General features: G+C 72.7%; 12 protein-coding genes. 6 read left to right on the forward strand and 6 right to left on the reverse strand.

Features of this window, described 5'->3' with window-relative positions; all coding sequences use genetic code 11:
• Window positions 1-233: 233 nt before the first annotated feature.
• The 3 genes from ABD056_RS10740 to ABD056_RS10750 form a co-directional block, all read right to left on the reverse strand.
• Window positions 234-1,121: an ABC transporter permease gene (locus tag ABD056_RS10740; protein WP_343866566.1), complete on the reverse strand. Its 888-nt coding sequence runs from the start codon at window positions 1,119-1,121 to the stop codon at window positions 234-236.
• Window positions 1,121-1,906 carry an ABC transporter ATP-binding protein gene (locus tag ABD056_RS10745; protein WP_343866567.1) on the reverse strand — a complete coding sequence of 262 codons (786 nt, stop codon included), beginning with the start codon at window positions 1,904-1,906 and terminating at the stop codon, window positions 1,121-1,123. The genes ABD056_RS10740 and ABD056_RS10745 overlap by 1 nt, the downstream gene beginning before the upstream one ends.
• An 88-nt stretch (window positions 1,907-1,994) precedes the next feature.
• A complete protein-coding gene (locus ABD056_RS10750; RefSeq protein WP_343866568.1) occupies window positions 1,995-3,029 on the reverse strand; it encodes an ABC transporter substrate-binding protein in 1,035 nt (344 codons plus the stop codon).
• 218 nt (window positions 3,030-3,247) lie between these two features.
• Between ABD056_RS10750 and xdhA the strand changes: the two genes are divergently transcribed.
• The 6 genes from xdhA to puuE are packed head-to-tail and all read left to right on the forward strand — an operon-like array spanning window position 3,248 to window position 10,800.
• Window positions 3,248-4,648 (forward strand): xanthine dehydrogenase small subunit, encoded by a 1,401-nt coding sequence (gene xdhA, locus ABD056_RS10755; protein ID WP_343866569.1) that lies wholly within the window; start codon window positions 3,248-3,250, stop codon window positions 4,646-4,648.
• Entirely contained in the window at window positions 4,645-6,966 is a 2,322-nt protein-coding gene (gene xdhB, locus ABD056_RS10760) for a xanthine dehydrogenase molybdopterin binding subunit (RefSeq protein ID WP_343866570.1), read from the forward strand. Before xdhA ends, xdhB begins: the two co-directional genes overlap by 4 nt.
• Entirely contained in the window at window positions 6,963-7,742 is a 780-nt protein-coding gene (gene xdhC / locus ABD056_RS10765) for a xanthine dehydrogenase accessory protein XdhC (protein WP_343866571.1), read from the forward strand. Before xdhB ends, xdhC begins: the two co-directional genes overlap by 4 nt.
• Window positions 7,742-8,614, forward strand: a complete 873-nt coding sequence (uraD, locus tag ABD056_RS22915) for a 2-oxo-4-hydroxy-4-carboxy-5-ureidoimidazoline decarboxylase (protein WP_425545030.1) — start codon at window positions 7,742-7,744, stop codon at window positions 8,612-8,614. Before xdhC ends, uraD begins: the two co-directional genes overlap by 1 nt.
• Window positions 8,615-8,623: 9 nt before the next feature.
• Window positions 8,624-9,862, forward strand: a complete 1,239-nt coding sequence (locus ABD056_RS10780; RefSeq protein WP_343866572.1) for a urate hydroxylase PuuD — start codon at window positions 8,624-8,626, stop codon at window positions 9,860-9,862.
• Window positions 9,859-10,800, forward strand: a complete 942-nt coding sequence (gene puuE / locus ABD056_RS10785) for an allantoinase PuuE (protein ID WP_343866573.1) — start codon at window positions 9,859-9,861, stop codon at window positions 10,798-10,800. Before ABD056_RS10780 ends, puuE begins: the two co-directional genes overlap by 4 nt.
• Before the next feature lie 27 nt (window positions 10,801-10,827).
• Here puuE and ABD056_RS10790 read toward each other — a convergent pair whose 3' ends face one another.
• The 3 genes from ABD056_RS10790 to ABD056_RS10800 are packed head-to-tail and all read right to left on the reverse strand — an operon-like array spanning window position 10,828 to window position 14,035.
• Entirely contained in the window at window positions 10,828-12,051 is a 1,224-nt protein-coding gene (locus tag ABD056_RS10790; RefSeq protein WP_343866574.1) for a M20/M25/M40 family metallo-hydrolase, read from the reverse strand.
• Window positions 12,048-13,304, reverse strand: a complete 1,257-nt coding sequence (locus ABD056_RS10795) for an allantoate amidohydrolase (RefSeq protein ID WP_343866575.1) — start codon at window positions 13,302-13,304, stop codon at window positions 12,048-12,050. Before ABD056_RS10795 ends, ABD056_RS10790 begins: the two co-directional genes overlap by 4 nt.
• Entirely contained in the window at window positions 13,301-14,035 is a 735-nt protein-coding gene (locus ABD056_RS10800; protein WP_343866576.1) for a GntR family transcriptional regulator, read from the reverse strand. The genes ABD056_RS10795 and ABD056_RS10800 overlap by 4 nt, the downstream gene beginning before the upstream one ends.
• Between the last annotated feature and the right edge of the window lie 97 nt (window positions 14,036-14,132).

The raw sequence follows: 14,132 nt of genomic DNA on the forward strand, positions 1-14,132 counted from the left end.
GGGCGGCGCGGTCCAGGCGCGAGGGGACGAACACCGCCACCAGGGCCGGGTCGGCCACCGCCGCCAGCTGCGCCCGCAGCTCGGCCACGGCGGCGGCCGGCGCGGCCTCGCGGCTGACGGCCTGGCGGTGGAGGGGCGGCGGCAGTGCGGTCACGGCGGCTCCGTCGGCGGCGGTCGCGGGTGGCCTCCAGTCTGCGACGGAGCGGCGGGCGACGGCAAGGGCCGCCACCGCCTCAGCCGTTGTGGCCGCCGCGCATGGCCCACTTGGTGCTGCGCCGCTCGATGCGGTTGAACACCTCGTACATGACGATGCCCATGACGGCGATCACCAGCAGGCCGGCGAACACCAGCGGCATGTTGAACTTGGAGCTGGCGGCCATCATCAGGTAGCCGACGCCCTTGTTCGACGCCACCGTCTCCGACAGCACCGAGCCGACGAAGGCGAGCGTGATGGCGATCTTCAGCGAGGCAAAGAAGTAGGGCAGCGCCCGCGGGAAGCCGACCTTCAGCAGGATGTCGCGGCGGGTGGCGCCGAGCGAGCGCAGCACGTCGCGCAGCTCCGGCTCCAGGGTGGCGAGGCCGGTTGCCACGTTGACGACGATGGGGAAGAAGGAGATCAGGAAGGCGGTCAGGATGGCCGGCACGGTGCCGATGCCGAACCACATGACCAGGATCGGCACCACCGCCACCTTGGGCACGCTGTTGAAGCCGATGAGCAGCGGGTTGAGGGCGTCGTAGACCGTCTTCGACGACCCCACCAGCGCCCCCAGCACCACGCCGAAGGCCACCGCCATGGCGAAGCCGACCAGGGTGGTGTAGAGCGTCTGCACCGCGTGCATCCAGATGGCGTCGCGGAACTCCCACACCGCCGCCAGGCTGACCGACGGCGCCGGCAGCACGTATTCGGGGATGGCGAAGCCGCGCACGGCCGCTTCCCACAGCAGGAACAGGCCGATGGTGGTGAGCCAGGGTGCCGCCTTCTGGGTGCCGCGATGGCGGGCGACCCGGTGCAGCAGCGGCTTCGGCCGGCGTACCGGCGGCGGCGGCGCGGCGGCGACCTCATTGGCCGGGGCGGGGGCGGGAGCGGGATCGGCGGCGGGGGTGCGGGCGGCGGTATCCATCAGGTGGCCCTCACGGTGCGGATCTGGTCGCGCAGCTCGTGGACAAGCTCCACGAACGGCGGCGTGAAACTGGTGTCCTGGGTGCGCGGGCGGGCGATGTCGTTCTCCCGCCGCACCAGGATGCGCCCCGGCCGCTTGCTCATGACGTAGATGGTGTCGGCCAGATACGCCGCCTCGCGCAGGTCGTGGGTGACCAGGATGACGGTGAAGCGGTGCTCCATCCACAGCGCCTGCAGGGTGTCCCACAGCTCTTCCCGGGTGAACGCATCCAGGGCGCCGAACGGCTCGTCCAGCATCAGCAGGCGCGGCTCGTGGATCAGCGCCCGGCACAGGTTGGCGCGCTGCTGCATGCCGCCGGACAGTTCCCACGGGTGCTTGTCCTCGAACCCGGTCAGGCCGACCTCGGCCAGCAGGGCGCGGGCGCGGGCTTCGTATTCCGCCCGGTGGCGGCGCAGGCGGCTGCGGTGGGGCTGGACGATCTCCAGCGGCAGCATGACGTTTTCCAGCGTCGTCCGCCACGGCAGCAGGGTGCTCGCCTGGAACGCCATGCCGACGATGGAGATGGGGCCCGTCACCTCGTGCCCGTCGACGATGATGTTGCCTTCGGTCGGCGGCATCAGGCCGGTGACCAGCTTCATGAGCGACGACTTGCCGCAGCCGCTCGGGCCGACGACGGCGACGAATTCGCCCTCGCGGATGGACATGGTGGTCTGTTCGAGGGCCAGGTCGTCGCCGTCGCGATAGCGCAGGCGCACCCGGTCCAGTTCGACGAAGCCGGCGGACATGGGGCTCATCCTCGGGCCGGAGGGGCAGGCACCGGCCGCCGCTGCCGCCCGCCTGTTCGGCACGGGCAGAGGCGGCGGCCGGCGGCGGTCACTGCAGCATGCGCTCGGCCTGCGGCGGCAGGAACTCGGCGGTGAACACGTCGGCGACGGCCGGCTTGGCGGCGATGCCGAAGGCGTAGGTCACCTGCTCGATGGCCTTTTCCATGCGCGCTTCGTCGATGCCGCCCATGCCGTTGGCCTTGACCTCGTCGGTCAGCACGTTGTTGTCGATGGCCATGCGCAGGCGGTCCATCTCCAGCGCCGGGTCGATCAGCGGGTCGGCGGCCTTGACGGCGGCGATGCCGGCCTCGGGGTCGGCGATGACGTCGCGCCAGCCCTTCACCACCGCGCGCAGGAAGCCGGTGATGGCCTGCGGGTTCTCCGCCATCAGCTTGGGCGAGGCGATCAGGCCGTTGCCGTAGAAATCCAGGCCCTGGTCGCGGTAGGTCCAGATGTTCAGGTCTTCGGCCTTCACGCCCAGTCCGCGCAGGTTGAGCAGGCTGGTGAAGTAGAAGCCGGAAATGCCGTCGACGTCACCGCGCAGCAGCATGGGTTCGCGCAGCGGCGGGTCCATGCTTTCCCAGGTGACCTGCTCCTTGTCGATGCCGGCGGCCTGGGCGAAGGCCGGGAACAGCTTGCGCGGGGCGTCGAACACCGGGGCGCCGAGCTTGCGGCCGACCATCTTCTCCGGGCTGTCGATGCCGCTCTTCTTCAGGGTGAACAGGGCGAACGGCGGCGCGTTGTAGATGACGAACATGGCCTTCATGGCCTGGCCGGGGTTGCTGGCGTTGAACTCGATCATCGAGTTGATGTCGGCCATGGCGATGTCGTAGGCGCCCGACGCCACGCGGGTGACGGCGCCCGAGCTGCCGTTGCCCGAGTCGATGGTGACGTTCAGCCCCTCGGCCTCGAAATAGCCGCGCTCCTTCGCCAGCAGGAAGCCGGCGGCGGGGCCTTCGAACTTCCAGTCGAGCGTGAACTTGACCGGCACCAGATCCTTGGCCTGGGCGGCACCGGCCGCGGCCAGGGCGAGGGCGGCAACGCCGGCGGCGGCGAGCGTCTTGCGCAACAGCATGAAGGTCATGACGGGGGATCTCCCAGAAGGCGAAGCGGCGGCGCGTGCGTTGGCGCCCGGGTGGGCATGCCCGGCCTCCCACCGGGTCATGCTCATCTCTTGCTCATTTGCGAGCCATGCACGATTTTTAACCATCAGGATAAAAATTGTCGACGATTTTTCCGTCCAATGTCTGCAATAATGGCGACCACGGCCCGCAGAGGCCGACCACCGCCGCGGGAGGCCGGATGAGAGACACCCTGCGCTTCGCCCTCAACGGCCGCCCGCTGGCCGTGGCCGACGTGCCGCCGCACCACACCCTGCTGCAGTGGCTGCGGGCGCAAGGCCTCACCGCCACCAAGGAAGGCTGCGCCGAGGGCGATTGCGGCGCCTGCACCGTCCTCCTCGGCACCCCGCGCGGCGACGGGCTCGACTGGCGGGCGGTCAATGCCTGCCTGGTGCTGCTGCCGCAGGTGGACGGCCGCGCCGTCGTCACCGCCGAGGGACTGGCCGCCGCCGACGGCACCCCGCACCCGGCGCAGACCGCCCTGGCGGACGCTCATGCCACCCAATGCGGCTATTGCTCCCCCGGCTTCGCCATGGCGCTGGCGGCGCTGGCGCAGCGGCCGGAGCGCGACGACACCGCCATCCTGGACGCCATCGCCGGCAACCTGTGCCGCTGCACCGGCTATCGCCCCATCGTCGAGGCGGCGCGCAGCCTGCCCCAGGTACAGGTGGCTGCCGCAGACCAGGACGCAAGCCTTGCCGCCCGGCTGGACGCCGACAGCGCCGACCCGCTCGCCTACCGCGCCGGCCAGGGCCGCTTCCTGGCGCCGCGGACGCTGGACGAGGCGCTCGCCCTGCGGGCCGAGCATCCCGACGCCTGGGTGTGGGCCGGCGGCACCGACCAGGGCCTGCGCATCACCAAGCGGCTGGAGGTGCCGGGCGACATCCTGTTCCTCGGCCGGGTGGCGGAACTGCGGCGGCTGGAGCGGCAGGCCGAGGCCGTGGTGCTCGGCGCCGGGCTGACCTATGCCGAGGCGCTGCCGGCCGTGGCCGAGGTGGCGCCCGCCTTCGCCGATCTGATCCGCCGCATCGGCGCCGCCCAGGTGCGCAACATGGGCACGCTCGGCGGCAACCTCGGCACCGCCTCCCCCATCGGCGATACCCTGCCGCCGCTGCTGGCGCTGGGGGCGGAGATCGAACTGACCAGCCGGCGCGGCCGCCGCAGCGTGGTGGCGGAGGAGTTCGTCACCGGCTACCGCACCACCGTGCTGGCCGCCGACGATCTCATCACCGCCATCCGCATCCCGCGCCCCGCCGCCGGCACCCGCCTCGCCTGCTACAAGATCGCCAAGCGGGTGGACCAGGACATCTCCACCCTGTCGGCCGCCTTCGCCGTGCGGGTGGAGCACGGGCGCGTCGCCGCCGCCCGCCTCGCCTACGGCGGGGTGGCGGCGCGGCCGCTGCGGGCACGGGGGGCGGAGGCCGCACTCACCGGCGCGCCCTGGGGGCCGGAGGCCATCGCCGCCGCCCGCCGGGCGGTGGCCGACGACATCAATCCGCTCAGCGATTTCCGCGGCAGCGCCGACTATCGCCGGCGGGTCGCCGCCAACCTGCTCGACCGCTTCCTGCTGGAGGCGCCATGACCGTCGACACCTCCCGGCCCGCCGCCCGGCGCGGCGGCGTCCATGCCCCCGTCGCCCACGACAGCGCCCTCAAGCACACCACCGGCGAGGCACGCTACATCGACGACATGCCGGAGCCGCGCGGCTGCCTGCACCTCGCCCTGGTCACCAGCCGCTGGCCGCACGCCCGCCTGACCGGCCTGGATGCCGCCGCCGCCCTGGCGCTGCCGGGGGTGGAGGCGGTGATCACCGCCGCCGACATTCCGGGCCGCAACGACATCGGCGCCATCATCCCCGGCGAGCCGCTGCTGGCCGACGGCGTGGTGGAGTACGTCGGCCACCCGGTCGCCGCCGTCGCCGCCCGCGATCTGGAGACCGCCCGCCGCGCCGCCGCCCTGGTGACGCTGACGGCGGAGCCGCTGCCGGCGGTGCTTGATGTGCGCGCGGCGGCGGCGCGCGACCATGTGCTGCTGCCCGCCACCGTGTTCCGGCGCGGCGACCCCGCCCCCCACCTGGACGCCGCCCCCCACCGCCTGCGCGGCGAGGTGATGGTCGGCGGTCAGGATCATTTCTATCTGGAGACCCAGGCGGCGCTGGCCATCCCGCAGGAGGACCGCGACATGCTGGTCCACTCCGGCACCCAGCACCCGACCGAGGTGCAGCACATGGTCGCCCGCCTGCTGGCCGTCGACATGAACGCGGTGACGGTGGAGGTGCGCCGCATGGGCGGCGGCTTCGGCGGCAAGGAAAGCCAGGCCACCATCGTCGCCGGCATCGCCGCCGTCGCCGCCCGCGTCACCGGCCGGCCGTGCAAGCTGCGCCTCGACCGCGACACCGACATGGAAGTGACCGGCAAGCGCCACCCCTTCCTGCTGCAGTGGGACGTGGGCGTCGATGCCGACGGGCGGGTGCTGGCGGTGGACATGCGGCTGGCGGCCGATTGCGGCTGGTCCGTCGACCTGTCGCCGGGCGTGGTGAGCCGGGCGCTCAGCCATGCCGACAACGCCTATTTCTATCCCCACGTCCGCCTCACCGGCCTCTACTGCAAGACCAACACCCAGTCCAACACCGCCTTCCGCGGCTTCGGCGGGCCGCAAGGGATGATGGCGGCGGAAGCGATGATGGACCACATCGCCCGCGCCCTGGCGCTCGATCCGCTGGAGGTGCGGCGGCGCAACTTCTACGGCCCCGGCGGCCGCGACCTCACCCCCTACCACCAGACCGTCGAGCATTTCCGCCTGCCGGCCATGGTGGAGGCGGTGCTGACCTCCAGCGACTACGCCCGCCGCCGGGCGGAGATCGACGCCGCCAACGCCGCCAACCCGGTGGTGCGGCGCGGCCTTGCCCTGTCGCCGGTGAAGTTCGGGGTGTCGTTCAACAAGCCGGAGATGAACCAGGCCGGCGCCCTCGTCCATGTGTATACGGACGGCTCCATCAGCCTGAACCACGGCGGCACGGAAATGGGCCAGGGCCTGTTCGTGAAGGTGGCGCAGGTGGTGGCGGAAGTGTTCGGCGTCGATCTCGCCCGCATCAAGCCGACCGCCACCACCACCGGCAAGGTGCCCAACACCTCCCCCACCGCCGCCTCGTCGGGCACCGACCTCAACGGCATGGCGGCCAAGGCGGCGGCGGAGACCATCCGCGCCCGCATGGCCGAGCATGCCGCCACCCTGTTCGGCACCACGGCGGACGAGGTGATCTTCGCCGACGGCCGGGTGCGGGCCGGCAACCGGGTGCTCAGCTTCGCCGAACTGGCGGAGGCCTGCCATGTCGGGCGGGTGTCGCTGTCGTCCACCGGCTTCTACCGCACACCCAAGATCCACTTCGACCGCACCACCAACACCGGCCGCCCGTTCTTCTACTTCGCCCACGGCGTGGCGGTGAGCGAGGTGGCCGTCGACACCCTCACCGGCGAGTGGCAGCCGCTGCGCACCGACATCCTGCACGACGTCGGCGCCTCGCTGAACCCGGCCATCGACAAGGGACAGATCGAGGGCGCCTTCATCCAGGGGCTCGGCTGGCTGACCATGGAGGAGCTGGTGTGGGACGGCGACGGCCGCCTGCGCACCCACGCCCCCAGCACCTACAAGATCCCCACCGCCCGCGACGTGCCGCCCGACTTCCGGGTGGAGCTGCTGGCCGACGCGCCCAACGAGGAAGCGAGCATCTTCCGCTCCAAGGCGGTAGGCGAGCCGCCGTTCATGCTGGCGATCAGCGTCTGGCTGGCCCTGCGCGATGCGGTGGTGAGCCTCGCCCCGCCCGGCCGCGTGCCCGACCTGCCCGCCCCGGCGACGCCCGAACGCATCCTGATGGCGGTGGAGGCGGCGAGGCAGCCATGACCACCCCGCCCCTCCCCGATGACTGGCGCCTCGCGCTCACCGACCTGGACGGCCGGGCGGAGCCGCATGTGCTGGTGACCGTCATTGAAACCGTCGGCTCCACCCCGCGCGAGGCCGGCGCCAAGATGGTGGTGACGGCGGATGCCTTCTGCGGCTCCATCGGCGGCGGCGAACTGGAAAGCGAGGCCCAGGCCACCGCCCGCCGCCTGCTGGCCGAAGGCGCCACGGCGCCGGTGGTGGAGAAGGTGCTGCTCGGCGCCGACCGCAACCAGTGCTGCGGCGGCGGCGCCACCCTGCTGTTCGAGCCCTTCGCCGCCCCCGCCGTCACCGTCGCCCTGTTCGGCGCCGGCCATGTGGCGGCGGCGCTGGTGCGGGTGCTGGAGGGGACAGCCGTGCGGGTGATCTGGGTGGACGAACGCCCCGACGTCTTCCCGCCCGCCGCCCGCGCCGTCATCCGCCGCACCGACGACCCGGCGGCGGAGGCGGCGACCCTGCCGGCCGGCGCCCGCGCCCTGGTCATGACCCACAGCCACGACCGCGATTTCGAGATCCTCGCCGCCCTGCTGCGGCGCGACGACCTGGGGCCGCTCGGCCTCATCGGCTCGGCCACCAAATGGGCCCGCTTCCGCAAGCGTCTGCTGGCGGCGGGGCTGCCGCCGGACCGGGTGGCGGCGGTGGCCTGCCCGGTCGGCCTGCCCGGCATCGGCGGCAAGCGTCCGGCGGAGATCGCCATTGCGGTGGCGGCCGACCTTCTGAAAACGGGAGAGACGTCCTGATGGAGAAACTGACCCTCGACGCCGTGGCGGCGCAGGACGAAGCCACCTTCGTCGCCACCTTCGGCGGTGTGTTCGAGCATTCGCCGTGGGTGGCGGAACGGGTCGCCCGCGCCCGCCCCTTCGCCAGCGTCGGCGAAATGCACGAGATGATGATGGGCGCGGTGGAAGCGGCCGGCGAGGACGAACAGCTGGCCCTGCTGCGCGCCCACCCCGACCTGGCCGGCCGCGCCGCCCTGGCCGGCGAACTGACCGCCGCCTCCACCTCCGAACAGGCCTCGGCCGGGCTCGACAGCCTGACGGCGGAGGAGATGGACCGTTTCACCGACCTCAACACCGCCTATGGCATGCGCTTCGGCTTCCCCTTCATCATGGCCGTGCGCGGTGCCGACAAGGCGCGCATCCTGGCCGGCTTCGAAAGCCGCATCGGCAACTCCCGCCAGGACGAACTGGCGCGGGCGCTGGCGGAGGTGGGGAAGATCGCCTGGCTGCGGCTGCTCGGGCTGGTGCAGCACGCGCCCACCGGCCGCCTGACCACCCATGTGCTGGACACCGCCGCCGGCTGCCCCGCCGCCGGCCTGCCGCTGGCGCTCTACCGGCTGGAGGGGGAGGACCGCACCCTGCTCGGCCGCTTCGTCACCAACGACGACGGCCGGCTCGACGCCCCTGCCCTGGCCGGGCCCGACCTGCTGGCCGGCACCTATGAATGGGTGTTCGAGTGCGGCGTCTACTTCGCCCGCAGCGGCCATGCCACCACGGCGCCGCCCTTCCTGGACCGCGTGCCGCTGCGCTTCGGCATCGCCAACCCGGAAGCCCACTACCACGTCCCGCTGCTGCTGTCGCCGTGGTCGCTCTCCACCTATCGCGGAAGCTGACGCCCCACCATGGACCTCGCCCTGCTCGACTGGCTGAACCTGATCGGCCGCTGGATACACCTGATCGTCGGCATCGCCTGGATCGGATCGTCGTTCTACTTCGTCTGGCAGGACAACAGCCTGGAGCCCACCGCCGACGACCCCGACCGCAAGCGGCTGCACGGCGAGATCTGGATGGTCCACGGCGGCGGGTTCTACCACGCGAAGAAGTACAAGGTGGCGCCGCCCGACCTGCCGGCGCACCTGCACTGGTTCAAGTGGGAGGCCTATTCCACCTGGATGTCGGGCATGGCGCTGCTGGCCATCGTCTATTACCTGTCCGGGCCGGCGATCATGCTGCCGCCGGGCAGCGGCCTCGGTCATGCGGGGGCGGTGGCGGTGGGGCTCGGCGCCCTGGCCGGCGGCTGGATCGTCTATGACCTGATGTGCCGCAGCCCGCTCGGACGCGACGACCGCTGGCTGGCGGTGGGGGTGGTGGTGTTCGTCACCCTGCTGACCTGGGGACTGACGCAGGTGCTGGCCGGCCGCGCCGCATTCCTGCACGTCGGCGCGACGCTCGGCACCATCATGGTCGGCAACGTGTTCTTCGTCATCATCCCCAACCAGCGCCGCATGGTGGACGCCATGCGCCGGGGCGAGACGCCCGACCCGGTGCTCGGCCTCAAGGGCAAGCAGCGCAGCGTCCACAACACCTATTTCACGCTGCCGGTGCTGTTCCTGATGATCTCCAACCACTACCCGGCGCTCTATGGCCACCCCTATTCCTGGGCGGTGCTGCTGGGGGTGGGGGCGGTGGGCGCGCTGGTGCGCCATGCCTTCGTGCTGCGCCACGGCGGCCGCATGCGCGGCTGGATGCCGCCGGCCGCCGCCGCCGCCATGGTGGCGGTGATGGTGGCGACGGCGGCCAGTCGCTCCCTTGCCCCGACGCCGGCCGTCGCCGCCGGTGGGGCGGGGGCGGACGCGGACGCCGCCGACACCCTCGGCCCGGTGGTGCTGCGCATCGTCGAGCAGCGTTGCACCGCCTGCCACGCCGCCGCCCCCAGCTTCGACGGCTTCGACGAGGCGCCGAAGGGCATCCGCCTGGAAACCCTGGCCGACCTGCGCCAGTGGTCCGGCCCGGTGATCGAGCAGGCGGTCACCGGCGAGGCCATGCCGCTCGGCAACGTCACCGACATGCAGCCGGAGGAACGGGCCCTGCTCGGCCGCTGGCTGTCCTCTCCCGCCGCCGCCCAAGGAGCCGCGCGATGACCCCTCCCGCCGCCGCCCTGCCGCCCTACCCCCGCGACCTGATCGGCTACGGCCGCGACGTGCCGCACGCCGGCTGGCCCGGCGATGCCCGCGTGGCGCTGCAGATCGTGCTCAACTACGAGGAAGGCGGCGAGGCCTGCATCCTGCACGGCGACCCCGCCGCCGAAGCCTACCTGCAGGAAGTGCCGGGCCTGCCGCCGCTGGTCGGCCAGCGCAACATGCAGGTGGAAAGCATGTACGAATACGGCAGCCGCGCCGGCTTCTGGCGGCTGATGCGGCTGTTCGAGCGCCACGGCATCCCCATCACCGTCTACGCCGTCGCCATGGCCCTGGACCGCCACCCCGACGCCGCCGCCGCCATGGTGGAGGCCGGCCACGAGATCGCCAGCCACGGCCTGCGCTGGATCGACTACCAGACCGTGCCCGAGGAAGTGGAGCGCGAGCACATCCGCCGCGCCGTCGAGATCCACACCCGCGTCACCGGCTCCCGCCCGCTCGGCTGGTACACCGGCCGCGTCGGCCCCAACACCCGTCGGCTGGTGGCGGAGTACGGCGGCTTCCTCTACGACGCCGACAGCTACGCCGACGACCTGCCCTATTGGGAGATGGTGGCCGGCACGCCGCAGCTCATCGTGCCCTACACGCTCGACAACAACGACATGAAGTTCGCCACCCTGCACGGGCTCGGCACCGGCGAGGACTTCTATACCTACCTGCGCGATGCTTTCGACGTGCTGTACGAGGAAGGGGCGGAGCGGCCGAAGATGATGTCCGTCGGCCTGCACTGCCGCCTTGCCGGGCGGCCGGGGCGGCTGGCCGGGCTGCGGCGGTTCCTCGACCACGTGCAGTCCCACGACCGGGTATGGATCACCCGCCGCCTCGATATCGCCCGCCACTGGCGCGAGCGGTTCCCCGCCCCCGCCGTCGTGGAGGCTTAGGGGCGCCGCCCGGCGAGGGCAAACATACTACCCTAGCAGCGCCGCCAGCGCCGCCGCCACCGCCGCCGTTGCCTTGCGCAGGTCTTCCAGCACCAGCTTCTCGTCGGCGCGGTGGGCGTTGGCGTCGAGCATGGAGCGCGGGCCGGCGCCGTACAGCACGGTCGGGATGCCGGCAGCGGCGTAGTGGCGGGCATCGGTGTAGAGCGGGATGCCCACCGTCGGCACCGGCTCGCCGAAGGCCGTTTCCGCCGCCGTGCTGAACGCCGCAGCCAGACGGTCGGCGCCCTCAACCGGGCCGAAGGGCTCGGCCAGCATGATGCGGCGGGTGGTGACGGTGATGCCCGGCAGGGCGCGCGCCGCCTCGTCCAGCACGGCGATGATCTCCGCTTCCACCGCCGCCGGGTTTTCTTCCGGGATCATGCGGCGGTCGAGGCGGAAGGTGATGCGGTCGGGCACCACGTTGGTGTTGATGCCGCCCTCGATCAGCCCCACCACCAGAGTCGGCGACTCGATGCCGGTCACCGCCGAGCGCCGCTCCGCCAGCCGGCCGCGCATGGCGTAGAGGGCGGTGAGCAGGCGGGTGGCGGCCTCCAGCGCGTCGTGGCCGGTATCCGGCCGGGCGGCGTGGGCGGAACGGCCGGCGACGGTCACCTCCAGGTGCAGGCAGCCGTTGTGATGGGTCACCACCTGATAGGAGAACCCCGCCGAAACGGCGAAGTCGGGGCGGCTGAGACCGCTGTCGAGCAGCCACTTGGGGCCGATGGCGCCGCCGGCTTCCTCGTCATAGGTCAGGTGCAGCTCGACCGTGCCGCGCAGGGCGGCGCCGGCCTGCTCCAGCGCCTTGAGGGCGAAGGCGTAGGTCGCGAAGTCGGACTTGGAGACGGCGACGCCGCGGCCGTACATCACCCCGTCCACCACCTCGGCGCCGTAGGGATCGTGGCTCCAGCCGTCGCCGGGGGCCACCACGTCGCCGTGGGCGTTGAGCGCCACCACCGGCCCGTCGCCGAAGCGCTTGCGGACGATCAGGTTGACCGCCGAGATCATGCCGTTGGCGGCCACCAGATCAGCCGGCACCGGGTGGCGCTCTACCGTGAAGCCCAGGTCTTCCAGCAGCTCGGCGGCGCGGGCGGCGTGGGGGCCGCAGTCTCCCGGCGGGTTGTCGGACGGCACCTTCACCAGCTCGGCCAGGAAGCGCACCTGATCGGCGTGCAGGCCGTCGACGGCGGAACGGAGGGCGGCGAAGTCGGTCATCCGGGGGTGTCCTCGGCAAGCTGCAGAAGGGTATCGAGCAGCACGGCGGCGGCCGTGCCGGCATCGGCGGCGGTGATGCTCTCGGCGGGATTGTGGGAGATGCCGCCGGCGCAGCGCACGAACAGCATGGCGACGGGTGTCACCGCCGCCATGGCCATGGCATCGTGGCCGGCGCCGCTCATCAGCCGGTGGACCGGCAGGCCGGCGCGGGCGACGGCGGCGGCGAAGGCCGCCATCAGCGCCGGATCGCAGGGGGTGGCGGCGTTCTCGTGCAGCGGCTCCTGCGCCAGCCCGAGCCCACGGCGGGCGGCGACGGCGGCGAGGGTGTCGTCCAGATCGGCCAGGGCGGCGGCGCGGGCGGCATCGTCGGCGGCGCGCAGGTCGATGGTGAAGCGGGCGGCGCCGGGGATGACGTTCACCGCCCCCGGCAGCGCCTCGATGCGGCCGACGGTGGCGACGACGCCATGGTCGCGGCCGACCGCCTCCACCGCCAGCACTGCCTCCGCCGCCCCGGCCAGGGCGTCGCGGCGGCCGTCCATGGGCACGGTGCCGGCATGACCGGCCATGCCGGTCAGGGTGACGGCGCGGCGGGTGGCGCCGGCGATGGCGGTCACCACCCCCACCGGCAGGCCCAGGCGCTCCAGCTCCGGCCCCTGTTCGATATGGACTTCGAGATAGGCGCGCAGCTCCTCCGGCCGCCGCGCCGCCTGCTGCCAGCGGGCAGGGTCGCAGCCGAAGGCGGCCAGAGCATCGCGCAGGGGGATGCCGTCGCGGTCGGGGGTGTCGAGCACGGCGGCATCCAGCGTGCCGGCCAGCGCCCGGCTGCCGATCAGGGTGGCGCCGAAGCGCACCCCTTCCTCGTCGCCGAAGCCCGTCACCTCCACCGCCACCGGCAGGCGACGGCCGGCGCGGTGCAGCGCCTCCACCACGGCGATGCCAGTGACGACGCCCAGCATGCCGTCATAGCGGCCGGCATCGCGCACCGTATCCAGGTGACTGCCGATGACCACCGCCGGCGCCCCCGGCCGCGCGCCCTCGTAGCGGCCGATCAGGTTGCCGAGCGGATCGACCCGCACCGCCATGCCGGCGGCGGTCATCCACTCCGCCACCAGGGCGTTGGCCTCGGCATGGCGCGGCGTCAGGTAGGTGCGGGTGAGGCGGCCGGGCTCCTCGGTCAGGGCGGCGAGGGCATCGCAGCGGGCGAGCAGGGCCTCCCCGGCGGTGGCGGCCTCCAGCCGCGGTGCAGGGCTCACGCCGCCCCCCGCGCCACGTCGGCGAACACCCGCCGCAGGTCGATGCCGTCCTCCCGATGGGCGGAAAGGTCGAGGCTGCGGGTGATGTCATCCATGTGGGCGGCCATGACGGCGGCCGCCCGCGCGCCGTCGCCGGCGGCAAGGCAGTCGATGAGGTCGCTGTGGCTGTGGTCGGCGCAGTCGGCGCTGCCGGGGCGTTCGTAGACGGCGATCACCAGCGACGACCGCGACACCAGTTCGCGCAGGAAGTCGAGCAGCACGGCGTTGCCGGCCATCTCCGCCACCAGCAGGTGATACTCGCCCGACAGCCGGATCATGGCCTGGCGGTCGCGGCGGTCGCGGGCGGCGTGTTCGGCCGCCACATGGGCGCGCAGCCGCTCCAGCCCGGCGGCGTCGATGCGGGCGGCGGCGGCGCGGACGATGCCGTCCTCGATCAGCCGCCGCGCCTCGAACACCTGCCGCGCTTCCTCCACCGACGGCGTGCTGACGCGGGCGCCGCGGTTGGGCTCCAGCGTCACCATCTTCTCGTGGGCGAGGCGGGCGAGCGCGGCACGGACCCGCGCCCGGCTGACGCCGAAGATCTGCGCCAGGTTCTGTTCCACCAGCTTGGTGCCGGGGGGCAGGCGGCGGTCGATGATCGCCTCCGCCACATGGCGGCGGACGGCGTCCTCGGTCATGTCCTCGGGCCGGTCGCCGTCGGAAGCCGCCGGCGCGGCGGGTGCGCGTGCCATGGCTTGAAGGTCCGCCGCGGATTGTCGACACCATTGTCGACGTCTTTATAGCACGCCCGCCCGCTCCTGCACCAGGGCAGCAAAAAGCCCCGGCACC

Source organism: Caenispirillum bisanense (assembly GCF_039523075.1).
GTDB classification, from domain to species: Bacteria; Pseudomonadota; Alphaproteobacteria; order Rhodospirillales; family Rhodospirillaceae; genus Caenispirillum; species Caenispirillum bisanense.

Coding starts and splice junctions, on each gene's coding strand:
- ABD056_RS10740 (WP_343866566.1), bottom strand. CDS start 1,121: ATGGATACCGCCGCCCGCACCCCCGCCGCCGATCCCGCTCCCGCCCCC.
- ABD056_RS10745 (WP_343866567.1), bottom strand. CDS start 1,906: ATGTCCGCCGGCTTCGTCGAACTGGACCGGGTGCGCCTGCGCTATCGC.
- ABD056_RS10750 (WP_343866568.1), bottom strand. CDS start 3,029: ATGACCTTCATGCTGTTGCGCAAGACGCTCGCCGCCGCCGGCGTTGCC.
- xdhA (WP_343866569.1), top strand. CDS start 3,248: ATGAGAGACACCCTGCGCTTCGCCCTCAACGGCCGCCCGCTGGCCGTG.
- xdhB (WP_343866570.1), top strand. CDS start 4,645: ATGACCGTCGACACCTCCCGGCCCGCCGCCCGGCGCGGCGGCGTCCAT.
- xdhC (WP_343866571.1), top strand. CDS start 6,963: ATGACCACCCCGCCCCTCCCCGATGACTGGCGCCTCGCGCTCACCGAC.
- uraD (WP_425545030.1), top strand. CDS start 7,742: ATGGAGAAACTGACCCTCGACGCCGTGGCGGCGCAGGACGAAGCCACC.
- ABD056_RS10780 (WP_343866572.1), top strand. CDS start 8,624: ATGGACCTCGCCCTGCTCGACTGGCTGAACCTGATCGGCCGCTGGATA.
- puuE (WP_343866573.1), top strand. CDS start 9,859: ATGACCCCTCCCGCCGCCGCCCTGCCGCCCTACCCCCGCGACCTGATC.
- ABD056_RS10790 (WP_343866574.1), bottom strand. CDS start 12,051: ATGACCGACTTCGCCGCCCTCCGTTCCGCCGTCGACGGCCTGCACGCC.
- ABD056_RS10800 (WP_343866576.1), bottom strand. CDS start 14,035: ATGGCACGCGCACCCGCCGCGCCGGCGGCTTCCGACGGCGACCGGCCC.